This is a genomic window from Hansschlegelia beijingensis (assembly GCF_014196425.1).
Classification (GTDB): Bacteria; Pseudomonadota; Alphaproteobacteria; order Rhizobiales; family Methylopilaceae; genus Methylopila; species Methylopila beijingensis.
In genome coordinates, this window is sequence record NZ_JACIDR010000002.1 from 1 (window position 1) to 24,812 (window position 24,812).

Genomic DNA, 24,812 nt, shown 5'->3' on the forward strand with positions numbered 1-24,812 from the left:
ACCGCCAATACACCGACGCGCTGCCGTTCCACGGCGAGCTGTCGGTCCCGGTCATGACCGCCTTCCCCGAAAAGGGGCTCTACGACCTCGAGGTCCGGATCGGGGCCGCGCGCTCCAGCATCCGCCCCTACAACCGATACTACTTCCAGAAGCCGGCGGTCCTGATGACGGAAGGCGATCTCGGAAGCCATGTGATCCGTCACTTCGCCGACCCCGCCACCGGCGACATCAGGCTGTGGCTGGAATGACGGCTTGCGCGGCCGCTCGCCCGCACCTTCTCGATCAGGGACCAGGCGGCCCCGGACACGGCCGATGAGGGGCTGTCGACCTCAATCTCCCGATCGCATAACGTGTTCCGTGAAGCCGCCGCGGGATCAGGAAACGACGATGGTCTCGGATGACTCCGGTCCTGCCCGGGACCTTCGGGGCATCTTGAAAAAGCCGAAACTGTCGGAGATCAACGCCGCGTGAAGGCCTTAATGGCGTTGCGCCCGGCGCCGATCGGCGGGAGGCGAGCCAAGCGATGGGATTGCTGCGCTTGACGACCCGCTTGATTACAAGGCCGACAATGGAGCGCGCTTCCGCGACGCGCGTTCGCCAGAAGGCCCTTGGCTGCAAGCGCAGAGGGTCCACGCCAGTCGATCACAGGTCGGACGGCGCCGCTTGCGGCGGGCTCGGAGCGCTTGGCGGCCGGCCCCTGGCTGGACGCCGCACGACCGCGCGGGATAGCTCGACGAGTCTGATGACCCCTCCCCTGGAATGCCCTGCGGTATGGCGGCTTGAGCGCAAATGCTCCGGCCCCCGGCAGATAAAGAGGATTCTGCATGTCTGGTAACAACAGCTCGTTGGTCACCGCCCAGCCGACGGGCCAGGTCGAATCGTTTACCCGGCGCTCCATTCAGGGATGGATCGAGGCGGGCGACGCGGAATTCCGGCGGGTCGTCCTCAAGGTCAATGACAAGCCCGTGGCGGCGAGCGTCGCCAGCCGCGATGTCGATCGTGGGGGCTCCGGCACTGTTCGGCACTTCCGGTTCCCGACAAAGGACATCTGGAAGTTCCTCGACCGCGGCGACGTCCTCACCGTAGAGACGGACGGCGTGAGGCTGCCCATCGCAGGCGAGGGTGACAAATACCTCTGGCGCCGCGCCCGCACGGGCGACCAGTCGGCCGCCCAGCTCGCCGAGATGATCGACAAAGGCTACATCTTCGACAAGCGCGGCAAGCTGCAGCTTTCCAAACGGAAGGACACGGACTGGCAGTCCAGGGTCGTGAGCCTCTACCGCCAGCTGAACGAGATATTCCGTTCGGAGTGGGGCTATACGTTGTTTCCGTCTTACGGAAGCATGCTGGGCGCCGTGCGCGAGCAGGGCTTCATCGGCCATGACGATGACTTCGATTGCGGATACATATCCGAGAAGAGCGATCCGGAAGACGTACGCCAGGAGCTCATCGGCATCGCCCGCCGACTGGTGGACGCAGGGTTCAACATCACGCTGAGGCGCACCTGCATTCACGTGCGCAGGAGAGGCGAGAAACTCAGGATCGATATCTTCCATTTCTATTTCGGCGAGACGGGAGAGCTGCAGTTCCCCTTCGGCTACGCCGGCGAGCCGCCTTACATGAAGGAAGATTTCACCGGCTGGTCCGAAGCATCCCTCGCCGGGCACCGGGTGTTCGTGCCGGCAAATCCCGACAAGTTGCTGGCCCACACCTATGGCCCGAACTGGCGGACGCCGGATCCCGGATTTTCCTGGCCGAAGGACCGCAAGGGCGCGGCCAAGGAAGCCAATTTCTCCGAGCTCGAACGCAGCGATCTGTTCTGGTATAACCACTACGCGGCCGCTCCGCTCGCCGAGCCGAGCCAGCTTGCCCAGCACCTCACAGCCAGCTCCACGAAGCGCCCGCAGATCGTCGACGTCGGATGCGGCGCCGGCGCGGATCTCGCATGGTACGCCGCGAACGGCGCGAAGCTGGTCGTCGGGTTCGACCGCTCTGCGGCTGCGGTGGACCTGGCGAACCAGCGGTTGCGCGAGGGGCAACCGGTCAAGGCCGTCCAGGCGGACGCCACGGCGGCCGGCGGGATTCAGGACCTCGTGTCTCGGGAGCAGTTCGGGCCCGAAGAGAAGCTTTTCGTCTCCCGGCTCCTGCTCAACGCCGTTGAGGCGGCGGCTGGCGCGAAGATCCTTCGCGAGGTTCGGCGCGCCGCCCGCGCCGGCGACATTCTTGTCCTCGAGTACCTCTCCGACACGGCTCCGCAGCCGCCGAAAGCGCAGTGGCACCGCTTCCGTCAACTGATCAACCGAACGGCGCTGGAGGACGATCTGAAATCGCTCGGATTCGAGATCGTCCCCGATGCTCTCCCCGAACCGGGAGAGCACATCCAGCGCACGGTCGCCCGGGCTTCGTCAGAGAAGATCTGAGACCGTCTCCCGATCCCATTTGTGGTGCCATCGGGGCTTGGGAACGCCCCATTCGGCGCCATAGATCTTCTCGAGGTAGAGGAACGGATTGCGCGGAATGGCGCACGGCACGCCGAACAGCGGCGCGTCGATCGGCGGGAAGATGTCGTCGCGCTTCAGCGTCGCGCGAGGACCGGGGAACCAGGTAACCCGGTCCTCGTCCTCGTAAACGCCGACGAAGACATCGACCGCCTTGGAGCCACGGAGGGAGACATGTCGATGGCTGACATATCCTCCCTTCACCGCATAGCCGCGCGCGCTCAGATGTTCCGTTACGATCTTGAGACCATCGGGAAACTTCGCCACGACGCTGCGGGGGAAGGCGATGATGATGTCGAGATCATCGTCGTGCGGGATTAGATTACGGTCGCGCACGATCGAGAGCACGGAGCCGAAGCCGAGGCAGACGTCCGGCGTCACCGCCCGGAGGTCTTCCACGAGCTGGTTCGCTTCCTTGAGATACTCGATCTTCTCGGCGTCCGACCAGAAGCGGAACGACCGGGTGACGCCATGTGTCGTCCACTCGACCTCGCGGGAGAGCAGGATGCGGTCGTTCACGACCTTCCGCATGTCGGCCTTGTCCTGCCGCGACACTCCCGGCTCCGCGCGCAGGTTCTTCTTCATGCCGCGGAACTCGCCCGCCAGCGCCTCGAGGACGATCCGGTCGAAGGCTCCGATCGCCGGATGATCCTCCGGCGGGTATCCGGCGATCGAGCCGGTGAGGACGGCCTCGAACATCCGGCGGCGCGCCTGATGATCGTACACCTCCAGCCATTCCGACTCGGCGGTCTGGACCTTTATGCGAAGCGCCCACGCGCGAGACGCCCACTTCCCGCTGCGGTTGTTGACGATCAGCCGGCGGTAAGCGCCAGCGACCGGAAGCCGCGCCTCGGCCCAGGGGGCGCGATCCTTCTTGGTGTGAAACCCTACGCGGGCCCACTGCTTCTCGAAAAACAGGCGCGCATCCAGCGCCTTCTCGGAGCCCGGATAGACGCTGCTGGTGTGCAGTGCGGCATTGGAGAGATCGCTGATCTTGCCGTCGGCGTCCTCCAGGCTCATGGACCCGAGGTGGAGAGCGCCGGGCTCAGAAAGTTCGAACCGAACGCAGCTGATCGGCTGGTCTGGGAGCCTGACGCGCAGCGGCTCTTCGGTCGTGTCGGATTGGAAAAAGAGGTCCGGAAAAAAGTTCTTTCGCAGCCCCAGAATGGCCTCGGCGCGGGCTTCGAACACAGAAATATCTGGCATCAAGGCGCCTCATAACGATATAAAGGTGCGATGCTGGTCTCTTCCAGCATCTGATTACGAAACTGCCACTTTGGCGGCGCAAAAGCTAGTTTCGCAAGCGCGAAGTGGCAAGTACGCTCCACGTGGAAGTATGGGCATTGTTAGGAAGCGCAAAGGCGGCTGCTTCATGATTCTCCTTGCTAATCGAAACATGCCGTCGGCCTCACGCGAAGATGCGACTCTTTTGAGCTGTACACTCGCGGACGAAACGATTCTATTGGAGATTCGCGCTCCACAACACACCTCAGGCGCCCCCAATCTCGCCTTCTCATGGCGTCGAGGGCCCGAGCAGGAAATGCCCCGAAAGATCGAGGACATCGCCCCTGCGTCCTCGCCGTCGGCTGGCGTCTATGTCTACCATGTTCCGGTCCGACCGGTCGGCTCGACCGTGAGAAAAGAGTGGCTCATAAGCTTCACCGCGAGCCTCACGCTGGTCTGGCCGGACCCGCAGAGCGAGAGCTCTTCGGGCGGGACCGACGAGCGCGCGGTTCCGGTGGTTTGCGAGCAGGGCGTCGCGCCGTTCCGGACGGACATCGGTCGCCGGACGATCATCTTCCACCGGACGGCCGACGGCCACCTCGAGCTGCGCCTGGACCGCAGGACAGGATCCCTCAAGGCCGCACCCAACGGCAAGCGGATCATGATGTTCGTGACCGACATCCGCCGCGGGGGCGGGAAGACGAAGGCCGTGTTCCAGCTCGCGGAGGCGCTGGCGAGCGCCGGCAACGACGTGCGGGTCACCACGCTGTGGTTTCCGAACAAGCAGCCGAAATTCCGGTTTCCCGACAACATCGGATTCGACTTCATCGATGGATCCTACCGGCGGCTCCCAGCAGAGCGGAACGCGGGCGAGAGCGCCTTTCAGAGCGTAAACAAGCACATCAATAGATCTACCGACGATAAGCTTCGAGCCTATATGAAGGAAAACGAGCTCGATTTCATTTATGTGCCGAATTACGATTCCGAAATTTATAAGGTGATCAAGGAAACCGCCGGTCCGAAGACCGTGCTGGTGATCGGCGATCACAATCCGCGCCGCCCGGAGATGGTCAAGAAGGGCGAGCCCAACGAGCACTTCGTATGGGCGCTGAACAACTTCGACGCGGCCCATACCGTGAATCCTCTGATCGGCGAGCTTCTGCAGCCCCTTACCGAGCGGCCGGTGTTCGCGATTCCGAATATGGCCGAGCTCGGCGAGTCGACGCGCCGGGGGAGCGAGTTCTTCGCCACCCGCAAGCTGATCTCGATCGGACGCCTGGTCGGCACGAAGCGGATGGGCCACGTGATCGACGCCTTCCGGTTGATCGCCGATCAGTTCCCCGAATGGACGCTCGACATTTTCGGCGAGGGCGACAGGCGTCCGGAGCTGGAGGAGCAGATCGAGAAGCTGGAGATCGGCGACCGCGTGACGCTGCGCGGCTTCGATCGGGCGGTCACGTCAGTCTTGGCCGAAGGAGCCGTCTTCGTCACGGGAAGCGCCGCAGAGGCTCACCCCCTCGTGCTTATCGAAGCGATGGTCGCCGGCTGCCCCGTCGTCAGCTACGACAAGCAGTATGGCGCCAAGTATATGATCAAGAATAACAAGACCGGCTTCCTCGCTCGCGACAACAAGCGGGACGACCTCGCCGCCGCGATGGCCAAGGTCATGACCATGATCGAGAACAAGGACGAGGCGATCCTCGAAGTGATCAAGGCGGCCGACGCTTCGGTCAGGAAGTTCGACCGCAAGCGGATATCTGCTCTGTGGGCGAACAAGGTGACGGAACTGTGCGAGGCTAAGGTCGGCCTTCCCAGCTAGTCTGTCTCGGCGAGCGTCGGGCGCAATCGCCGCGCCTGCGGCCGATGCCCCTTCCTCGCCCGCCCTACGTCACGCGACGCTGAACCATCCGAGAGCGCGCCCGGGTCTTATTCCCGGAGGCGCCGTGGCGCCGGGTCTAACGGCCCGCTCCTCGGCTGGTCGATCCGGCTCATCGGCGCGCGAAGCCGGCGGTTGCTTGTCTCCAGGTGGGGCTGCTGGACGGGCCATACCCGTTCAGCAGCTAACCGACCGGCCGGATACGCCGCGGCTATCCCTCAGTCGGCTCCCTCGAGCCGTGACCGCCCGAGCCACGTCGCCGGCCCAAACCGCGCCGAGAATCTGCGGCGCGCGCTCTCATTCCGTGTCGTCGTCTTCCTCGGCGTCGTTCTTTCCGCTCGCCCCGGCGCTCATATTGGCCGGGCGCGACGCCGCCGCCCGGCGCTCCCAGTTCTTTGTGAAGCTGGCGACGACCTCGGGCGAAGAGGTTATCCTGATCATGTTCTCAGCGTTCTTGTTCTGCGCCGCTGAGGTGAAATTGTAGCTCCCGGTGAAAACCTCGCTCTGATCTATGATCATGATCTTGTTGTGCTGGGTCTTCACGGTCGCGTCGATGAGGACCGGGATGCCGTGCTCCAGGAAGTAGGCCAGGCTCTTGCTCCGGCGCTTCTCGGAGCCGATCGACATGATCATCCGCACGTCGACGCCGCGCGCCTTCGCTCGCGCGAGCCCACGCATCAGCTTTCTGTTCGTGAAGAACATCGCCTGAACGAGAATCTCTCGCTTGGCGCCGTCGATCGCCGAGCCGAGCATGTCGTCGCATCGATCGCCCGGGGTGAAGCACGCGTTCACCCTGGCGTTATCAACGTCCATGCGCGCGGCAGGCTGCTCGCTCGCTGCCTGAGACGCCGGCAGGCCGAGGCCGAGGACTAGCGCCAGCAGAAGTGTCTTTCTCATCGATCCTCCCGGGTTACGCCGGGATGAACCGGTCGCTATCCGATGTCGCCACACAAATGCGCCATGACGATGGTGCTGGTCGCGGCGTTCACCGAACGCGGCAGGCCGCCATGCCTCTCTCGCGTCATATGAGGAGGCCAACACCTTGGCGATGAGGTTGCCGGCGCGCATCCGGCCGCTGGCCTCGGGCGATCCAGTCCCCGGCCATCCGTCGGAAACCGCGCGGCGGCGGCAGCGCCTCGAGCGTCAGCGAATCGTCGCCTATCGCGCGGTCATGGCTCACCCGCTAAAGTGCGGACGTCGCCCCTTGTTGAGCGATGATGGCCAAGCACGCACCAGCAGTGTGATCAGGGGCGTCCTGTAAGGTAATCGCATGAGCATAGCATCTTCGGCGAGGCTCCAGGCACGGATCATCTTCGCGCTCATGATGCAGCGGATCCGGACCCAGTATGCCGGCTCGAGGGCCGGCTACATCTGGGCGATCCTGGAGCCCATCATCTGGATCTTCATCCTGAAGTTCGCCATCCGAGGCAGGGACGACCACCAACCGCCGCTCGGAACCAGCTACGAGGTCTTTTTCGCCACCGGGGTCGTCATAGCGCGCGGATGGCGCACGACCGCCCAGGCTGTCGCCCGGGCCCTCAAAAAGAAAACCAAGACGTCGTTCGTGCACCGGATCGACGCGACATACGCTGCGTGGATCCTGAGCACGGCGACATCTGCTGTCGCGATGATCCTCATCCTTTTCATGTTGGGGCTGTTCGGCTTCGACGTAGCGCCTTACAGGCCGCTGATATGTATCGCCGCTTTTTTCACGGCGGCGCTGTTCTCCCTTTCCTTCGGGCTCGTCCTGGCGCTGCTGCTGACGGTGGCGCCCGGCATCTCCCATTTTCAGAACATCATCATGTTGGTGATTTTCATCACGTCGGGCTTCTCCACCATCATCGACCGCGTCACGCCGCGACTGCGCGAGGTGCTTTTATGGAACCCGCTTGTCCATTGTATTGAATGGTTCCGGGAAGGCTTCTACAGGGGATACGTCTGCGCCAACCTTGATCTGCCCTATCTCTTCACCGTGACCGTCATGTTCATGCTGCTCGGCCTGGCCGGAGAACGGGCCACGCGTCGCCACGCCGCCGGCCGCCGGCGTTGAGGACGTCAGGCCGGGGGCCGGAGGCGTCCCGGCCGAGCGCCATTCCTCTCAGGAGGTGGTCGAGGAGCCTCGAAGCCGCAGCTCGAGCTGATCCATCATGATATCCGCGAACCTCGAATTCGCGTGATGAGGGTCTTGAGGAGAGATCCCTTCGCGGAACTCCGGAAGGAGAAAGCCTTCGTCGTCCGTGCTCGCCGCAGGGTAATCGATCACTTCGACCCCGAGTCCGCGGAAGAATTCCCTGGCGCTCTCGACGAAACGACGATGGGCGGCGATCACCACCTCGGGCTTCGCCTTCGCCCTTCGGATGATCGAATGCCCCCTGTAGGGCGGCGGCGCCGAGAGCACGAAGATCGGGGCGTCGCGGCTCCCCTCGCGGTCCCGCCAGGCATCGACGAGGGTTTCAACGAACCTCCGGGTGTGGCCGCCGCCCTTGAGGGCGACCGCATCCTGGACGGCGGCGCTGATCGGGATCGCGCCGTTCCCCGCGGCGAGCTCCGCCGGGGCGAAAGCCGTCCAGTCCCGGTGCCGGAAGTTCGGAGCGGAGTGAAAGCCCATGACAAGCGCCAGCGTCTCCCCCTCTCGAGGGAGGATGTCATCCCGCCCGGACGCCTGCGACCAGGCGCTCCTGTAGGGGTCAGCCGCGAAGCGGACCTCCACCCCCTCGCGAACGAAGAAGGGGCGCTTGGTGCCGGATCCGCTCCCCAGCATTGTCGCAATCATGTTCGGGCGCGGCGACCGCTCCAGCGCAGTTCGGTAGGCTCGCGTATGCGAGTCACCTGCAATCAGCACCCTCACGCATACTTCTCCAGAACCTTTTCGTCACACCACACGTCTTCGTCCGTCTTCTTCTTGGCGCGCTTTCCGCCAGAAGAAGCTTTCTTCGAGGGTATTTTATGCTGCTCGAAGAAATGCCCCATGACGAACTCAACTCCCTTCGGATTGACTTCGCGCAAATCTCTCTCGAAGAAGAAGCCGTGGAACGGGTGCGTCGAGATGATCTCATATGAAGGGAAATAGTCGACGGAATCGTAGCGCTCCGCCAGATATCCCGCGGCCGCGCGCAACACAGACTTCGAATAGGAAGTCGCGACCAGAACATGCTGGTCAGTCGCGGTCGCGGCGAGCGGAACTGGTGAGACCGTCAGAAGGATCTTGATCTTTGGGTTGAGCGACCGAGCCATCCGCATGAAGGCTTTCATGTCGGCCACGACGCTCTTGTAGCTCGCGTTCATGAAGACGTGCTGATCGGGATCAAATATCCCGGCTGATGTCCCCGGACATACCTGGTAGGCCATGCCATCCTGGGCGTTAACCCAGGTCTCCGTCAGCCCCAACGTGAAGACAAACACGTCGACATCCTGAAACAGGCGGCGAACCTGCTCCAGGTGATGCTGCCGGATCGTCTGGAGCTCAGCGAGGCTGGCGAATCCGCCCGGTTCGATTGTCGGCCGATATGGATCGTAGTAGCGGCCGTTGACCGCCCAATGGTCGTCGACAGGCTTGCATTGCCCCAGCGCCCGCTCGAGCAACTGCCTGAGCTGGCGCGCCGTGTAGATGTTGCCGTAACGGGCGGAGAACATCCCGTATCCGAACCGCTGCCTGTCCGCCTCATCGAGAAGCCGGGGCGCAGGCTCGTAATCGAGATAATTGAAGCCGGACGCCTTCAGCACGCGTCCCACGTGCTGAGCGAAGCAACTGCCTGCGGACGCGACCTTCGTGTCGGCGCCGATGCGGAACTTCTTCTTGTAGAGACCGTCTATGGCGAGCGGACTGAGCCGAGCCATGTTCTTCCAGAAAGCCCGCGGCGGCATCCCGTGATACGGGTGCTTCGCCGCCGTCGTCCGCCTGTCGAGCATCGTCCTGCCCCAGTGGGTAGCCTTGGTCAGGCTCGCACAGATCATCGCCGCCTGTGAAGGGCTTAGCCTCGGCCGGCCGGCGCCCGACGCCGTCCACAGCGCGGCGGCCGCCTCGTCAAAAGCATCCCCAGGACGTGCCGACCAGAACAGGCGCAGAAGGCCAGCGGGCCGCTCGCTGCGCACGGTCGAGGCAGATCCGAGGAGGCGCCCGCGAGATGCCGGCGTCGAACGCCGCGACCCTCAGATCCCAACCGCCTCCCCGTCGCTGCGGGGGTCGTGCGCGCCCTGGATCAGGCCGTCGTCGCCGATAAGGATCGCGCCCGCCTGCCCCGCGAGCGGGCTGTTCGCGTCGATGACGCTCGTCTCGTGCCCCATGCGGCCGAGCGCCGCGAAGGCGGCGGGGCCCACGCTTGCCTCCAGCTTCAATGTGTCGCGGCTGTCCGAGAACGTGCGGCCCAGCAGGAAGCGCGGACGCGCGAGCGCTTCGGCCGGATCGAGGCCGTAGTCGATCAGCCGGGTCAGGAGGACGGCGAGGGTCTGCGGCTGACCGTCTGCGCCCTGCGTCCCGTAGATCAGGCGGGGCATGCCGTCCTTGAGCGCCATGCCGGGATTGAGCGTGTAGAATGGCCGCTTGGCGGGCGCGATGACGTTGGGGTCGCGCGGGTCGGCGCTGAAGGCCGCGCCTCGATTTTGCCAGAGGACGCCCGTGTCGCCCACGACCACCCCGCTTCCCCAGTCGAAATAGGTGCTCTGGAGCACGCTGACGCTTCGGCCCTCGGCGTCGGTCGCGCCGAAGAACACGGTGTCTCCGGTCCGGAACACCGCCGGCCACGGCGTCGCGCGGTTCAGGTCGATGGCGGCGGCTTTCCGGTCGAGCAGGCCGGCGCCGAGCCAGAGGTCGTCCGGAAGACGGACCGCGCGCGGATCGGCGATGCGGCCGCGATCAAGGAAGGCCTGCTTCACCGCCTCGACGCAGAGGTGGTAATATTCAACGCTTCCCTCTTCGACCGCGGCGAGATCGAAGCGGCTGAGCACCCCCATGATGGCGAGCGTCGCGATCCCCTGCGTGGGCGGCGGAGGCGCGAGCAGGGTGAGGCCCCGGTAGTCCAGCGCGACCGGCTCCTCGAGCGACGCGCGCGTGGCCTTCAGGTCCTGCGCGGTGAGCGGCGAGCCGGCCTCAGCCAGCCCCCTGGCGAGGCGCTCCGCGAGTTCGCCCTCGTAGAAGTCACGAGGCCCGTTGCGGGCGATCAGCCTGAGGCTCTCCGCCAGCTCTTTCTGCACGAATGTCTGGCCCGCGCGCGGCGGCTCACCGCCAGGAAGGAACGTCTTCCGGAAGCCCGGCCAATCCGGGAGGTCGGACTTGCGGAAGCCGGTCCAGAACGCCTGCGAGGGCGACAGCGGAAAGCCCTCCTCGGCGAAGCCGATCGCAGGCTCCATGAGCTCCGCCAGGCTCCTGCGCCCGCCCCAGTTGGCTTTGGAGAACTCGAGCGCCACCCGCCAGGCGTCGACCGCGCAGGCGGACGAGGAGGTCGAGGCGGGTCCGCGCAGCGGGATCGGTCCGTCATGGGCGGGAAGCCGCATCGGCGCCTGGCCGATACCCATGATGGTCGCACGGCGGCCGCCGCGGTCGGCGATCATCCAGATCGCGTCGCCGCCGATTCCGCAGAAGTGCGGGTAGGTGACCGCGAGCGCAGCCCCGATGGCGACCGCAGCCTCGATCGCGTCGCCGCCCTCCCGCAGCACCCTGGCTCCGACCTGGCTCGCCAGCGTGTGCGGGCTCGTCACCATCCCGGCGCGGGAGGTCGCGAGCTGCGGCCGGACGACGCCGGCCGCGGGGGCGCCGTTCCGACCGAGGGGCCCTGCCCCGACCGATCCGCCCCGAACCTCGCCATCATGATCGCGCAGTTCGGCGCCGGCGCCTTCCTGGCCGCGGCCCTTCCTCATGTTCGAATCCTCGTTCAGCGGGGCGCCGCTTGCGGCGCCTTCAGGGAATGGTTCTCGCCGCAGCCGCGGCAGACGCGGCTCTCGACCGTGGTGACGACCGTCACGCGCCCGCGCTTCAGCACCCATGAGCGCGCCGGCAGATCGAGCAGCGCGTCGGCCACCGTGAGGGTGTCGAGGATCACGATGTCGGCCTGCTTGCCCACCGCAAGCCCGTAATCGTCCGAGACCCCGACGACGCGGGCGGCGTTCACGGTCCCCATCTTCAGTATCTCGGCCTGCTGATCGGGCGTCCCGAACTGCACGAGGTGCGCGAGCAGGTTGCCGATCTGGAGCGGGTCCGCCCTGCCGAAAGGCGTGAAGGCGTTGCGGATGTTGTTCGACGAGTAAGCGACGTTGACGCCGGCCTCGTGCAGCGCGCGGACCGGCGTCAGGCCGCGGCGCGGCCTGGCCTCGTCCTTGCGCCCGCCGAGATAGACGTCGGTCGCCGGCAAGGTGACGATGTGGATGTCGGCGCGGCGCAGTAGGTCGATGACGGGCTTCGCCTCGTCGGGCGACAGCGCGCCGAGGCTCGTGACGTGGCCAAGCGCCACCCGACCTTGATACCCGGTCTCGATCGTCTTCTCGGCGATGTAGCGCGCCGACGCGAACCGCCGGTCATCGGCGTCGTCGGCGAAATCGACATGCATGTCGATCGGCAGGCCGCGGCGCGCGGCGAGGTCGAAGACCTTGTCGATATGGGCCTTGGTGTCGTCCCAGCTGAGCTCGTTGTAGGGGCAGCCGCCGACGACGTCCGCGCCCATGTCGAGAGCCTGCTCCATCAGATCGTCGACGCCCGCGGCCTTGAGGATGCCCTCCTGGGGAAAGGCGACGATCTGCAGGTCAAGAAGGTCTTGATACTCCTTGCGCAGCTCGACTGCGGTCTCGACGCCGATCAGTCCCTGGATCGGGTCGACGTCCGGGTGGGCCCGGATCAGGGTCGTGCCGTTGCGCACCGCCATGTCCAGCACCCGGCGGGAGCGTTCCAGCACGTCTTCCCGCTCCTGCTGCGCCTTGAGGACGCCGGTGACGCGGATCGCCTCCTCGAGCGTGCCTGTGCGCGCCGGGAGCCGACGGTGCAGAAACGCCTTCTCGAGATGCAGGTGCGGCTCGACGAACCCCGGCAACGCCACGCGGCCGCCCGCCTCGATCTCTTCGTCGCCACGCCCCTCGATGGTTTCGGCGATCTCGACGATCCGGCCGCTCTCCACGCCGATGTCGACCAGCGGCCGCTCGTCGTCGATCCGGACGCCGCGCAGCACGATGTCCATCCGCGTCTCCCTCTGTGGCCGTCGTCGGAGCGTTTCTACGACTTTTTCCAGATTCGCAGCGGCGATTGTCCAGCCGTCATGGAGCGAACCCGGGCGTTCGGCCATTCCGTCGCTCTCCGGCCTCGAAGCGGCGCGCCGGCGAGCGCGACGCGGCGCCGTTCACTTGACGCCAGCCTCTCTTATTGCCCGGTTTGCCGGCCGCCCGGGGTTGCGGCCGGCACGGCTTGCGTGCCCGGATGCAAAGGCGCGCTGTCTGCCTGCAGGAAGCCGCCCCGTCCGGACGACACCCTTTTCCGCCCGCGCGGCGGCCCTCTGGAGAACCGCCGATGGCGACGACGCTGATGCTGCGCAAGAGCCTGAAAAGCCTGGCCGGGACCGACGAAGGCGGCCCGCACGGTCTCAGAAGGTCGCTCAGCGCTTTCAGCATCGTCGCCATGGGCGTCGGCGCCATCATCGGCGCGGGCATCTTCGTGCTGACCGGCACCGCGGCCGCCAACTATGCGGGCCCCAGCGTCGTTCTGTCGTTCGTGCTCGCAGCGATCGCGTGCGCGTTCGTCGGGCTCTGCTACGCGGAACTCGCAGCGCTGATGCCCGTGTCGGGGTCGAGCTACACCTACACCTACGCCACTCTCGGCGAGTTCTGCGCCTGGCTGATCGGCTGGGACCTGATCCTGGAATACGCGATGGGCGCGGCCACAGTCTCCGTCGGCTGGTCGGGCTACGTCGTGAGCCTGCTGCGCGACATCGGCATCCATCTGCCGCCGCAGCTGACCAATGCGACCGGCGCCGTCGTGAAGCTCGCCGACGGCGGCGAGGCGGTCGGCGTCTTCAACCTGCCTGCAGCGCTCATCGTGCTGGCGCTGACCTTCATGCTCGCGCGAGGCACCCGGGAGTCCGCCCGGGTCAACAACATCATGGTCGTGGTGAAGCTCGCGGTGGTGATCAGCTTCGTGGCGATCGGCGCCTTCTATGTCGACACCTCGCACTGGCGGCCCTTCGTGCCCGAGAACCAGGGTGAGTTCGGCGAGTTCGGCTGGAGCGGCGTTCTCCGCGGCGCGGCGGTGGTGTTCTTCGCCTATATCGGCTTCGACGCCGTCTCGACCGCCGCACAGGAAGCCATCAGACCGCAGCGGGACATGCCCATCGGGATCCTCGGCTCGCTCGTCGTGTGCGCGCTGCTCTATGTGGGGGTTTCGGCCGTGCTGACCGGGATTGTGCCGTTCCCCGAGCTGAACGTGCCGGACCCCATCGCGAAGGCCGTCGACATGATCGGTCTCGGCTGGTTTTCGACCCTCATCAAGATCGGCGCGATCGCCGGCCTCACCACGGTCATGCTCGTGCTGCTCTACGGGCAGACGCGCATCTTCTACACGATGTCGACGGACGGCCTCCTGCCGCCGCTGTTCTCCCGCATCCATCCTCGGTTCGGAACGCCCTTTATCAGCCAGATCGTGGTGGGCTCGGTGGTGGCTCTGGCCGCGGGTTTTCTGCCCGTCAGCATCCTGGGCGAAATGGTCAGCATCGGAACGCTGTTCGCGTTCATACTGGTCTGCGCCGCGGTGCTTTATCTGAGGCGGACCGAGGCGACGGTTCACCGTCCCTTCCGGACGCCGGGCGCGCCTCTCGTGCCGATCATCGGCATTCTGCTCTGCCTGACGCTGATGGCCGGTCTGCCGCTCGACACCTGGCTCAGGCTGCTGATCTGGATGGCGATCGGCGTCGCGATCTACTTCGGCTATGGCCACCGGCACTCCACGGTGCAGCGCGAAGCGGCGTGAGCGGAGCCGGAACGCAAAAAAGGCGACGACCTTCCGGCCGTCGCCTTCCCTGCGATCAGTGCGCGGGACCGCCGGGGCGGTCCCTCAGGCCTCAGGCGGCCTGCTTCATCGCGTCGGCCTTGTTGATCAGCGCCTCGGCCATGCGGATGGAGGCGATGTCGATCAGGCGGCCGTCGAGCGCGACCGCGCCGCGGCCGGCCTTGGCGGCCTCTTCCATCGCCTCGAGGATGCGGCGGGCCTTGGTGACCTCGGCCTCGGAGGGCGTGAACACCTCGTTCGCGAGCTCGATCTGGCTCGGATGGATCGCCCACTTGCCCTCATAGCCAGCCGCCGCGCAGCGGCGGGCGGCGGAGAGGTAGCCGTCCGGGTCGGAGAAGTCGCCGAACGGACCGTCGATGGGCCTGAGGCCATAGGCGCGGCAGGCCACCAGCATGCGCTGCTGGGCGAACAGCCACGGGTCCTGCCAGTGCGTCTCGCGCTTGCCGGCCTCGTCCTTGTCGGTCAGCACCGAATAGTCCGGGTTCACGCCGCCGATGACGGTGGAACGGGTGCGGCAGGAGGCAGCGTAGTCGGCGACGCCGAAGGACATCGCCTCAAGGCGCTTCGACGAGGTCGCGATCGCCTCGACATTCGCCATGCCGAGCGCGGTCTCGATCAGCACCTCGAAGCCGATCTTCTTCTCGCGCTTCTTGGCCTGCTCGATCTGCGTGACCAGCACGTCGATCGCGTAGACGTCCGCCGGCACGCCGACCTTCGGGATCAGGATCATGTCGAGGCGCGGGCAGGCCTCCACGATGTCGACGACGTCGCGGTACATGTAGTGGGTGTCGAGGCCGTTGATGCGGATCATCATCGTCTTCTTGCCCCAGTCGAGATCGTTCAGGGCCTGGATGATGTTCTTGCGCGCCTGCTCCTTGTCGTCGGGAGCCACCGCGTCCTCGAGGTCGAGGAAGATCACGTCAGCCTTGGACTGCGCCGACTTCTCCATGAAGGTCGGGTTGGAGCCCGGCACGGCGAGTTCGGAGCGGTGCAGCCGCGGGGTCGCCTGCTGGATCAGGGTGAAGCTCATTTGGTCCTCCTCAAAATCTTTGGCCGTTCCGTCTCGCCTGCGTCCGGACTTTCTGCGGCGGTCCGGTTGATTTGCCTATTCGTCAACAGAACTAGCCCGGGCGTGAAGCGCCGGGCATTTCGTCTACTGCGCGGCTGCGTCGCAGGAGCGGCCGCCGGCGCGGGTCACCCGGTCGCGCCGAACCCGACCGCGATGCAGGTGATCGACAGCAGCAGCGCGGACTTGGTCTCGTCCCGCTTGAACTCGTCGGTTTCGACTCGGAACCGGCGCAGCAGTTCGACCTGCTCGCGGCTGACCTGATTGATGACCGGCAACCGCTCGTTGAGCCGCTCACGGAACGCCGGATAGCGAAACGCGATCTCGCCGCCGCCGCTGACGCGCAGCACCATCTCGCAGGTGAGCGCATATTCGGCCTCGATCATCCGGAAGATCTCGTTGCGGATGGTCTCGTCCGGCACCAGCTTCGAGTACTCCCGGGCGATCGACAGATCGACCATCCGCAGGGTCTTCTCGACCTCGTCCAGGATCAGCCGGAACGGCTTCGAGCGCTCGAACATCCGGTGAAGCAGCGCCTCGCCGGTCTCGCCGCGGACCTCGATGAAGCTCTTGAGCGCCGATCCGATGCCGTACCAGCCGGTGATGATGTGCCGGTTCTGCGCCCAGGCGAACACCCACGGAATCGCGCGCAGGTCGGACAGCGTGCGCGCGCCGAACCGGCGGGCGGGACGCGAGCCGATGTTGAGCAGCGCGAGCTCGTCGAGCGGGCTCGCATTCTGGAAATACTCGACCAGCCCGGGGTGGTTGATCAGCTGCGTGTAGACCGCGCGCGACGCGCCCGAGAGCGCCTCCATGGCGTCGTCGAACTCGTGCCGGGCCGCATCGACGTCCTTGGCGGAGTTCAGGACGTGGTCCATCACGGAGGCGGCGGTGAGCTCCATCTGGAACGCCGCGGTGCCGCGGTTCGAGTATTTGAACGAGACGACCTCGCCCTGGTCGGTGACCCGGTACTGACGGCGGACCGAGCCTGGCGGCTGCGCCGCGATGGCGCGCGCCGTCGGGGCGCCGCCGCGGCTGACGGAGCCGCCCCGGCCATGAAAGAAGGCGATCGGGATGCCGGCCTGCTCGCCGATCTCGGTGAGCTTGGCCTGCGCCTTGTAGAGCTCCCAGTTCGAGGCGAAGTAGCCGCCGTCCTTGTTGGAGTCCGAATAGCCGATCATCACCTCGTGGAAGCCGCCCTGCCAGCGCACCGAGCGGCGGACGAGCGGGATGGAGAGCAGTTCCTTCATGATCGCCGGCGCCGCCCGAAGATCCTCGATCGTCTCGAACAGCGGCACGATCGGCAGCTGGCAGATCTCGACGCCGGGGCTGTCGAGGTAGATCCTGGCTTCCTTGGCGAGCAGGTAGGCGCCGAGCACGTCGTTGACCGATCGCGTCATCGACAGGATGAAGGCGCCGACCGCCTCGCGATCGAGTTCGGCCCGCATCTCGGCCACGAGCGCGAAGGTGGCGAGCGTCTCGCGCGCCTCCTCGGAGAGCTCGAGCTCGCGCGGCGTCGCGCGGGGCTTGGAGAGCTCGGCGGTCAGCCAGGCCCGCCACTCGCTTGAATCGACGTCCGGCGCGTCCTCGGGCCGCGCGCCTTCGACCGACGCCCAGATCTCCTGAAGCGTCTTCGTGGTGCGGGTCGAGTTCTCGCGCAGGTCGAGGTGCACCGTCGAGAACCGGAAGATCTCGACCATGCGCCGGACGGGCCGCACCTGATGGACCGCGAGCGAGCGGCAATCGGCGTCGATCAGCCCCTGCTCCAGCGCCTTGAGGTCGTTGATCAGCTCATCCGCGTCCTTGTAGGACGGCGCGGGCGTGGCGGTCGGCTCTTCCTTGTTGCGTTCGATCGTGGCGTCGAGCTTGCGCAGCACGCAGGTCAGGAACTGACGGAAGTGCTCGCCGGGATTGCGCGCAGCGATCGCCTCGGCGTCGCCGCTCGCGTCGAGGCGCTCCTTCAGCTCCTTGCGGAAGGAGATCGGCGTCAGCAGCGTGCGCTCGGTGATCGAGAGCCACTTGGCGAGGTCGTTCAGCCTCGCGCGGTAGCGGCGCATGCTGGCGCGGGCGTTGCGCTTCAGCGTGGTGCGGGTCTCCGCCGAGGTCACGAACGGATTGCCGTCACGGTCGCCGCCGACCCATGAGCCGAACTGGAAGAAAGGCGGCATCTCGAACTGCTCGTCCGGGTAGTACTCGGCGAGCGAGGTCTCAAGGGAATCGAGCAGCTCCGGCAGGGTGTCGAACAGCGCTTCATCGAAGAAGTGCAGCACCCAGGAGACCTCGCGGACGACGGTCGCCTTCTCCAGCTGCAGTTCGCCGGTGAGCCAGATCAGCTCGATCTGGTCGCTCAGATCCGCCATCAGCGCGTTGCGCTCGCGCTCCGTCCAGCGCGGCAGCTCGAGCTCGCGCAGCAGCAGATAGACCTTGCGCAGCTTCTCCAGCACGGTGACGCGCTTGGTCTCCGTCGGATGCGCGGTGAGCGTCGGCCGGATCCGGAGATTCTTGAGCATCTCGTGGATCTCGGCCGGCTTCACGCCGGACGCCGCCGCGTGCGCCAGCACGTGCGAGAAGGTGCCCTTGATCTCGGCGCGGCCATGGGTGCGCTCGACATGGCGGCGCCGGCGCATGGCGGTGTTCTCTTCGACGATCGACAGCAGCCGGAACCAGATGCCTTGCAGCTGCAGCGCCCGCCCCATGCGCTCGGGGGTCAGCTGCGAGATGTCGGCCTCGCCCTTCAGCACCGGCTCCAGGTCCGGCTCATGGCGGCGGCAGATCTCGAGCAGGGCGTGGAACAGGATTTCGGTCGCCGCGTCCGGCGAGGTGCCGGTGATCACCGGCGGCGCAAAGGGCGCGTCGGGCGCGAGCGTCGCAAGCTGGGAGATGGGTGCCATCACGATGTCCATTTCGTCATGCGCCTGCGTCCGCCAACTGCCCGAGGCGGATGACTGCAGACGGCGGGCCGTCGCCCGGAAGAAGAGCCGGTAATCAGGCGGCCTTCCGGTTCTTCGCCAGAACCTCTGCAACCGTCGTGCCGAACGACCCCGGATCCGGGGCGACCGTCAGTCCATAGGACTTCATGATCTCGGCCTTCTCGGCGGCGCTGTCGCCGGCCGCTGAGATGATCGCGCCGGCGTGGCCCATGCGGCGGCCCTTCGGCGCGGTGAGGCCGGCGACGAAGCCGATCACAGGCTTGGAGAAGTTCTGTTTGATCCATGCGGAGGCTTCGGCCTCCTGCGGGCCGCCGATCTCGCCGATCATCAGCACCGCCTCGGTGTCGGGGTCCTGCTCGAACAGCGCCAGGTGATCGAGGAAGGAGGAGCCGTTGATCGGGTCGCCGCCGATGCCGACCGAGGTCGAGATCCCGATCCCGAGCGCCTTCATCTGGCTGGCGGCCTCGTAGCCCAGCGTGCCGGAGCGCGAGATCACGCCGACCTTGCCCTGCAGGTAGATGTGCCCGGGCATGATCCCGAGCATCGCCTTGCCCGGAGAGATGATGCCCGCGCAGTTGGGACCCACCACCATCGTCCGCTTTTCCTTCGGATAGCGGTACAGGTAGCGCTTCACCCGCATCATGTCCTGCGCCGGGATGCCGTCGGTGATCGAGCAGACCAGCTTGAGCCCGGCGTCGGCCGCCTCCATGATCGCGTCGGCCGCGAAAGGCGGCGCCACAAAGGTGATCGAGGTGGTCGCGCCGGTCTCGCGCACGGCGTCCTTGACGGTGTTGAACACCGGCAGCCCGAGATGCGTCCTGCCGCCCTTGCCGGGCGTCACGCCGCCGACGACGTTGGAGCCGTATTCGAGCATCTCCTTGGCGTGGAAGGTGCCTTTGTCGCCTGTGATGCCCTGGACGATGATGGGCGTCTTCTCGTCGATCAGGATGCTCATCGTGTCCTCCCTCTCGCTCAGGCCGCGCTCTGCGCGCCGTGGCAGGCGTCGACGGCCTTCTTCGCCGCCTCCGCGAGCGTGTCGGCGGCGATCAGGTCGAGCCCGGAGTCTTCGAGGATCTTCTTGCCGGCCTCGACATTGGTGCCCGCCAGCCTGACGATCAGCGGCACCTCGATCTTCACCTCCTTGGCGGCCTGGATGACGCCCTGCGCGACCCAGTCGCAGCGGTTGATGCCGGCGAAGATGTTGACCAGGATCGCCTTGACGTTCTTGTCCGACAGGACGAGCCGGAAGGCGGTCGCGACCCGGTCAGGGCTGGCGCCGCCGCCGACGTCGAGGAAGTTCGCAGGCTCGCCGCCTGCGTGCTTGATCATGTCCATCGTCGCCATCGCGAGGCCGGCGCCGTTGACGATGCAGCCGATCTCGCCTTCGAGGCCGATGTAGTTCAGGTTGTGCTCGGCCGCCTGCGCCTCGCGAGGATCGCTCTGCGAGGCGTCGTGCATGTCCGCGACGCCGGGCCGCCGGAAAAGCGCGTTGTCGTCGAACGACATCTTGGCGTCGAGCGCCAGCACCCGATCGTCGGGCGTCACCACCAGCGGGTTGATCTCCAGCATGATGCCGTCGGTGTCGCGGAACGCCCTGTAGGCGTTCATGATCACCTTCACGGCCGCCGAGACCTGCCTGATGTTGAGGCCGAGCCGGAACGCGATCTCGCGCGCCTCGAACTGCTGCAGGCCGACGGCGGGTTCGACCACCACCTGGATCAGCGAGTCCGGGTCCTTCTGCGCGATCTCCTCGACCTCCATCCCGCCATTCGCCGAGGCGATGACGCGCACGCGCTCGGCCTTCCGGTCGAGCACATAGCCGAGATAGAGCTCGCGCTCGAACGGGTCCGCGACCTCGACATAGACGCGCTGGACAGGCTTGCCCTCGGGCCCGGTCTGGGCCGTGACCAGCCGCTTGCCGAGCATGGACCGGGCGGCGTCCCGCACCTCGTTATAGGTCCGGCAGAGCTTCACCCCGCCGGCCTTGCCGCGCGCGCCGGCGTGGATCTGAGCCTTCACGGCCCAGTGTGAGCCGCCGAGTTCGGTGGCGGCGTAGACGGCCTGGTCTGGGCTGAACGCCACGGCCCCCTTGGGGACCGCAACGCCGAAGCTCGCGAGCAACTCCTTGGCCTGGTACTCGTGAACGTCCATGGCAGCCTCCTCAGCCGTCGTTTTGGCGGCGGGCTCGTTGCGGGTCAGCCGAGCTTGTTCTTGACGACCTCGTACGTCTTCTCCGTCATGGCGCGCGCATCGCGGAGCAGCGCCTCGAGTTCGTTCAGCCGACCCTCTGCGAACTCGCGGTCCTTGATGGACCGCGCGTTGACGCGGACGTTGAGGGCGGCGCTGGTGAGCCCCGCATAGGCCGCCTGAACGGCTACGCCCGCGTCGCTGACGACGTTGACGTTGCCCTTCTCGGCCGCGATCTCGGCGAGCCGGATCACCTCGTCGCACAGACGCACGCATTCGAGCGGAACGTCCGTCGCCGACTTGAGCGCGGCCTGGATCTTCTCGCTGCGCGCCGCCTTCTCCTCCTCCGTGCCGCGCGGCAGCCCGTAGGCAGCCATCACGGCGTCAAAGGCCACGACGTCGTCGGCGATCGCGTCCGTGAGCTTGGCGCGCAGATCCTCCGCCTGGGCGAGGACGCGCTTCAGCTCGTCCTCGACCTCCGCGTATTTCGGCTTGCCGATGGTCAGGTTGCAGACCATCGACACAAGCGCCGCGCCCATCGCCCCCGAGAGGCCGGCGGCGCCGCCGCCGCCAGGCGTCGGCTGCTCGCTCGCCAGCTCGTCGAGGAAGACGCCGAGCGCCTGCTCCTTCGCCATCACGCCATTTCCTTGGCGAGGGCGTAGATCTCGTCGGCGTCGAACGACTGCTCGGTCGACTCGAACAGCTTGCCGATCAGGGTGCGGTGCAGCTTCAGCTTGAGCCCGCCGAGGCCGAGCGCGCCGTAGATGATCTTGCCGTGGCGCTCCTTGGCCTTGTCCATGGCGTCGATGCCGCCGAGGCCCATCGGGGGCTGGGCGTTGTAGTCCGCCATGATCTCGATCGAGGACTCGGACTTCCAGGCTTCCTCGGAGAGCAGCTCGAAACCGATCGCGCCGGCGGAGAACACCAGGTTGGCGCCCTCGATCGCCTTGCGACGCGACGTCTCGTCCTTGGCCTCGATCGCCTCGACCTTCACGCCGAAGCGCTGCTCGATGGCGTCGGCGGCCTTCTGGGTCTTGGCCTGGTCGCGGCCCGTGATGGCGACGGTCGCGCCTTCCTTGCCGAGCATGACGGCGGAGCGCATGCCGACCGGGCCGGTGCCGGCGAGAACCACCGCGCGCTTGCCCTTGATGTCGCCGCCGGCCGACTTCACGACGAGCGCCACGCCGGCCGCGGCCGTCGTGTTCGAGCCGTTCGAATCAAGCATCACGGAGACGCGGAACGGACCGAAGAAGCGCTTCTTGACCGCGTCGAACACCGCCTCGCCGGCGGTCATGTCGCCGCCGCCGACGAAGATCGCCGTCGACTTCTTCTCGGCGCCGCCGCGCGTGTAGATCGTGCCGTCGACATAGGCGCCGACGTTCTCCGGCGTCACGCCGCCATAACCGGCGATGTGATCGGCGCCGCCGTCATAGCCGACGACGGTGTCGAAGACGCTCGGCGCGGGGTCCGTGTCGAATTGGAAAAGCAGCTTCTTGGTCATGTTTTTCCCTGTCGCCCGCGCTTGGGCTCGTTTTCTTGCTGGCCTCGATCCGAGGCCGCCATGTGCTTCGAGACGCGTCCCTCGGGCCTCGTCGAGCGAGGGAGGCCGTAGACGGCCACCCTCCTGTTCCTCAGGCCGACGAGGCCTGAGGGCGTCAAGCCAGGAAGGCTCGAGCTACGCTGACCGAGGCGACGGCCTCACTCCACGACGTTCGACGGCTTGCCCGCGACGAAGTTCTCGACGTTGTCGATGAGCTGGTCGGCGAGGATCTGCATCGCCTCCTTGGACGCCCATGCGACGTGCGGCGTCACGATCAGGTTCGGCAGATCGGCCTCGCACAGGATGTTGCCGTCCTTCGGGGGCTCCTGCGCCACCACGTCGAAGCCCGCGCCCCCGATCTCGCCCGACTTCAGCGCCTCGAGCAGCGCCGCCTCGTCGACCAGGCCGCCGCGCGCCGTGTTGATGAGAAGCGCGTGCTTCTTCATCTTCCGGAACTGCTCTTCCCCGAACATGTTCTTGGTATCGGGCGTCAGCGGCACATGGATCGTGATCGCGTCGGACTGCGTCAGCACGGTCTCGAAATCCACAAGGCCTTCCTGCGGGAAGACGTCGTAGGGCAGGACCTTCATGCCGAGCGCTTCAGCGCGCTTGGCGATCGACTTGCCGAGAGCGCCATAGCCGACGATGCCGAGCGTGGAGCCCGCGATGTCGTAGATCGGATAATCGAAGTAGCAGAACTGGCTCGACTTGTTCCAGTCGCCGCGCTTCACCGACTGCGCGTAAGGCACGATCGAGCGCCGCAGCGCGAACAGCAGCGCGATGACGTGCTCAGGAACGGTGTTGAACGCGTAGCCGCGGATGTTCGAGACCGTGATGCCCTGGGCCTTGGCCTGGGCCTTGTCGACCACGTCCGTGCCGGTCGCCGCGACCGCGATCAGCTTCAGATTGGGAAGCTGCTTCAGCGTATCGGCGCGCATCGGCACCTTGTTGATGATCGCGATGTCGGCGTCCTTCAGGCGCTCGACGATCTCGTCGGGCGTCCAAGTCGACTCGTACTCTTTGTACTCGTGCGGAAAGTTCGGAGCGCGGACGTTGGCGTCCAGGCTCTCGCGGTCGAGAAAGACGATCTTGTGCGTCATGGAGACCCCCATTTCGCGGCTTTAACGGAGGGCGTCTTCCGCTGGCCGCTTGAGCAACACGGCATATCGCGCGCGAGCCGGTCGGGACAGGCCTTTCGGCCCGTCCCGCCGGTCACGACACGGAATTACGCCGCCTTGGGGGTGGCTTCCTGCTTCTCGATCGGGTTCTGGCGCAGATACTGCTGCGCCGCCGCCACGCCCGAGCCGGCCTCGATCTTCACGCCGTTGTCGAGCATCGACATCTCGGCGCCAGAGATCGCGCCGAGCAGCATGAGCTCGTTGAGATCGCCGATGTGGCCGATGCGGAACACCTTGCCGGCGACCTTCGACAGGCCGGCGCCGAGCGCGAGGTTGTAGCGGTTATAGGCGTGCGAGATGATCTTCGCGGCGTCGACGCCTTCCGGCGCGAGGATCGCGCTGACCGTGTCGGAGTGCCAGCGCGGGCTCTTGGCGCAGAGCTTGAGGCCCCAGGCGTCGACCGCCGCGCGCGTGGCCGAGGCCAGCACGTGGTGGCGATGGAAGATGTTCTCGAGCCCCTCCTCCTCGATGCAGGCGAGCGACTCACGCAGGCCGTGCAGCAGGTTGGTGGCCGGAGTGTAGGGGAAGTAGCCGCCAGGATTGGTGTTGATGTGGTCCTGGAAGTCGAAATAGACCCTGTTCAGGCCCGCGTTCTTGCGGACGGCGAGCGCCTTCTGGCTGACGCACACGAAGCCGAGGCCGGCCGGCAGCATCAGGCCCTTCTGCGAGCCCGAAACCGCGAGATCGACCTTCCACTCGTCGAAACGGAAGTCGATCGAGCCGAGGCCGGACACCGAGTCGACGAACAGCAGCGCCGGATGGCCGGCGGCGTCCATCGCCTTGCGGATCGCGGCGATGTTGGAGGTCACGCCCGTCGCGGTCTCGTTGTGGACCACCATGACGGCCTTGATCTCGTGCGCCTTGTCGGCGACGAGGGCCTCCTCGATCTTCTCCTCATGGGCGCCGGTGCCCCACTCCTCTTCCTGGACCTGGACGTCCAGACCGAGCCGCATGGCCATGTCGGTCCAAAGGTGGCTGAACTGGCCGAAGCGGGCCGTCAGCACCTTGTCGCCGGGCGCGAGCGTGTTGGCGAGCGCGGCTTCCCAGCCGCCGGTGCCGGAGGACGGGAAGATGAAGACCTGGCCGTCCTTGGTCTTGAAGACCTTCTTCAGGCCCTCGAAGAGCGGCTTGGTCAGCTCAGGGAAGATCGGCGAGCGATGATCTTCCTGGGAGACCATCATGGCGCGCAGCACGCGCTCCGGCACGTTGGTCGGACCAGGGACGAACAGAAAATTGCGACCGGGGCGTCTCGCCATTGTTTCCTCCAAAGCGCTTCTTGGCGGCGGAAAATACACGGGGGGTTGGGTTTGACTATGCGACAGCCAGTCACGTTCGC

At 66.2% G+C, this 24,812-nt stretch carries 19 protein-coding genes; 5 read left to right on the forward strand and 14 right to left on the reverse strand.

Going from position 1 to position 24,812, the window contains the following annotated elements; genetic code table 11:
• Both GGR24_RS06370 and GGR24_RS06375 read left to right on the forward strand, forming a co-directional pair.
• Positions 1 to 248, forward strand: a 248-nt coding sequence (locus GGR24_RS06370) for a hypothetical protein (protein WP_183394519.1), incomplete at its 5' end; no start/stop codon positions are given.
• Positions 249 to 824: 576 nt separating this feature from the next.
• The gene (locus tag GGR24_RS06375) at positions 825 to 2,420 is read left to right on the forward strand and encodes a LicD family protein (RefSeq protein WP_183394520.1); all 1,596 of its coding nucleotides are present in this window, start codon (positions 825 to 827) and stop codon (positions 2,418 to 2,420) included.
• Here the strand turns inward: GGR24_RS06375 and GGR24_RS06380 are convergent.
• On the reverse strand, positions 2,406 to 3,518 hold the full coding sequence (locus tag GGR24_RS06380; protein WP_183394521.1) for a LicD family protein: 1,113 nt from the start codon (positions 3,516 to 3,518) through the stop codon (positions 2,406 to 2,408). The genes GGR24_RS06375 and GGR24_RS06380 overlap by 15 nt on opposite strands.
• A gap of 211 nt (positions 3,519 to 3,729) precedes the next feature.
• Here GGR24_RS06380 and GGR24_RS17830 point away from each other — a divergent pair, with 211 nt between their 5' ends.
• A complete protein-coding gene (locus GGR24_RS17830; RefSeq protein ID WP_183394522.1) occupies positions 3,730 to 5,541 on the forward strand; it encodes a glycosyltransferase in 1,812 nt (603 codons plus the stop codon).
• Positions 5,542 to 5,895: 354 nt separating this feature from the next.
• Here the strand turns inward: GGR24_RS17830 and GGR24_RS06390 are convergent, their stop codons facing one another.
• A complete protein-coding gene (locus tag GGR24_RS06390; protein ID WP_183394523.1) occupies positions 5,896 to 6,666 on the reverse strand; it encodes a phospholipase D-like domain-containing protein in 771 nt (256 codons plus the stop codon).
• A gap of 253 nt (positions 6,667 to 6,919) precedes the next feature.
• Between GGR24_RS06390 and GGR24_RS06395 the strand changes: the two genes are divergently transcribed.
• Positions 6,920 to 7,648, forward strand: coding sequence for an ABC transporter permease (locus tag GGR24_RS06395; protein WP_183394524.1), 729 nt, complete (start codon positions 6,920 to 6,922; stop codon positions 7,646 to 7,648).
• A 48-nt stretch (positions 7,649 to 7,696) separates the two neighbouring features.
• Here GGR24_RS06395 and GGR24_RS06400 read toward each other — a convergent pair whose 3' ends face one another.
• The 4 genes from GGR24_RS06400 to GGR24_RS06415 all read right to left on the reverse strand — a co-directional run bounded on the left by GGR24_RS06400 (position 7,697) and on the right by GGR24_RS06415 (position 12,758).
• Positions 7,697 to 8,446 carry a hypothetical protein gene (locus GGR24_RS06400; protein ID WP_183394525.1) on the reverse strand — a complete coding sequence of 250 codons (750 nt, stop codon included), beginning with the start codon at positions 8,444 to 8,446 and terminating at the stop codon, positions 7,697 to 7,699.
• The gene (locus GGR24_RS06405; RefSeq protein WP_183394526.1) at positions 8,443 to 9,690 is read right to left on the reverse strand and encodes a GSCFA domain-containing protein; all 1,248 of its coding nucleotides are present in this window, start codon (positions 9,688 to 9,690) and stop codon (positions 8,443 to 8,445) included. Before GGR24_RS06405 ends, GGR24_RS06400 begins: the two co-directional genes overlap by 4 nt.
• A gap of 57 nt (positions 9,691 to 9,747) precedes the next feature.
• A complete protein-coding gene (locus GGR24_RS06410; protein WP_183395184.1) occupies positions 9,748 to 11,295 on the reverse strand; it encodes a gamma-glutamyltransferase family protein in 1,548 nt (515 codons plus the stop codon).
• Between the two features lie 170 nt (positions 11,296 to 11,465).
• Positions 11,466 to 12,758: an amidohydrolase family protein gene (locus tag GGR24_RS06415; RefSeq protein WP_183394527.1), complete on the reverse strand. Its 1,293-nt coding sequence runs from the start codon at positions 12,756 to 12,758 to the stop codon at positions 11,466 to 11,468.
• 326 nt (positions 12,759 to 13,084) lie between these two features.
• Here GGR24_RS06415 and GGR24_RS06420 point away from each other — a divergent pair, with 326 nt between their 5' ends.
• Positions 13,085 to 14,536, forward strand: a complete 1,452-nt coding sequence (locus GGR24_RS06420) for an amino acid permease (protein WP_183394528.1) — start codon at positions 13,085 to 13,087, stop codon at positions 14,534 to 14,536.
• Positions 14,537 to 14,627: 91 nt separating this feature from the next.
• On the opposite strand, the gene GGR24_RS06425 is transcribed toward GGR24_RS06420, so the two are convergent.
• The 8 genes from GGR24_RS06425 to GGR24_RS06460 all read right to left on the reverse strand — a co-directional run bounded on the left by GGR24_RS06425 (position 14,628) and on the right by GGR24_RS06460 (position 24,732).
• Entirely contained in the window at positions 14,628 to 15,605 is a 978-nt protein-coding gene (locus tag GGR24_RS06425; protein ID WP_183394529.1) for an HpcH/HpaI aldolase/citrate lyase family protein, read from the reverse strand.
• A gap of 164 nt (positions 15,606 to 15,769) precedes the next feature.
• Positions 15,770 to 18,532, reverse strand: coding sequence for a phosphoenolpyruvate carboxylase (locus GGR24_RS06430; RefSeq protein ID WP_183394530.1), 2,763 nt, complete (start codon positions 18,530 to 18,532; stop codon positions 15,770 to 15,772).
• Positions 18,533 to 18,626: 94 nt separating this feature from the next.
• Positions 18,627 to 19,526: a succinate--CoA ligase subunit alpha gene (sucD, locus tag GGR24_RS06435; RefSeq protein WP_183394531.1), complete on the reverse strand. Its 900-nt coding sequence runs from the start codon at positions 19,524 to 19,526 to the stop codon at positions 18,627 to 18,629.
• A gap of 17 nt (positions 19,527 to 19,543) precedes the next feature.
• The gene (locus GGR24_RS06440) at positions 19,544 to 20,722 is read right to left on the reverse strand and encodes a malate--CoA ligase subunit beta (RefSeq protein ID WP_183394532.1); all 1,179 of its coding nucleotides are present in this window, start codon (positions 20,720 to 20,722) and stop codon (positions 19,544 to 19,546) included.
• 44 nt (positions 20,723 to 20,766) lie between these two features.
• Entirely contained in the window at positions 20,767 to 21,393 is a 627-nt protein-coding gene (gene fchA, locus GGR24_RS06445; RefSeq protein ID WP_183394533.1) for a methenyltetrahydrofolate cyclohydrolase, read from the reverse strand.
• Positions 21,393 to 22,259 (reverse strand): NADP-dependent methylenetetrahydromethanopterin/methylenetetrahydrofolate dehydrogenase, encoded by an 867-nt coding sequence (locus tag GGR24_RS06450; RefSeq protein WP_183394534.1) that lies wholly within the window; start codon positions 22,257 to 22,259, stop codon positions 21,393 to 21,395. The genes fchA and GGR24_RS06450 overlap by 1 nt, the downstream gene beginning before the upstream one ends.
• A 197-nt stretch (positions 22,260 to 22,456) precedes the next feature.
• The gene (locus GGR24_RS06455) at positions 22,457 to 23,398 is read right to left on the reverse strand and encodes a D-2-hydroxyacid dehydrogenase (protein WP_183394535.1); all 942 of its coding nucleotides are present in this window, start codon (positions 23,396 to 23,398) and stop codon (positions 22,457 to 22,459) included.
• A 125-nt stretch (positions 23,399 to 23,523) separates the two neighbouring features.
• Positions 23,524 to 24,732, reverse strand: coding sequence for an aminotransferase class V-fold PLP-dependent enzyme (locus tag GGR24_RS06460; RefSeq protein WP_183394536.1), 1,209 nt, complete (start codon positions 24,730 to 24,732; stop codon positions 23,524 to 23,526).
• Positions 24,733 to 24,812: the final 80 nt, after the last annotated feature.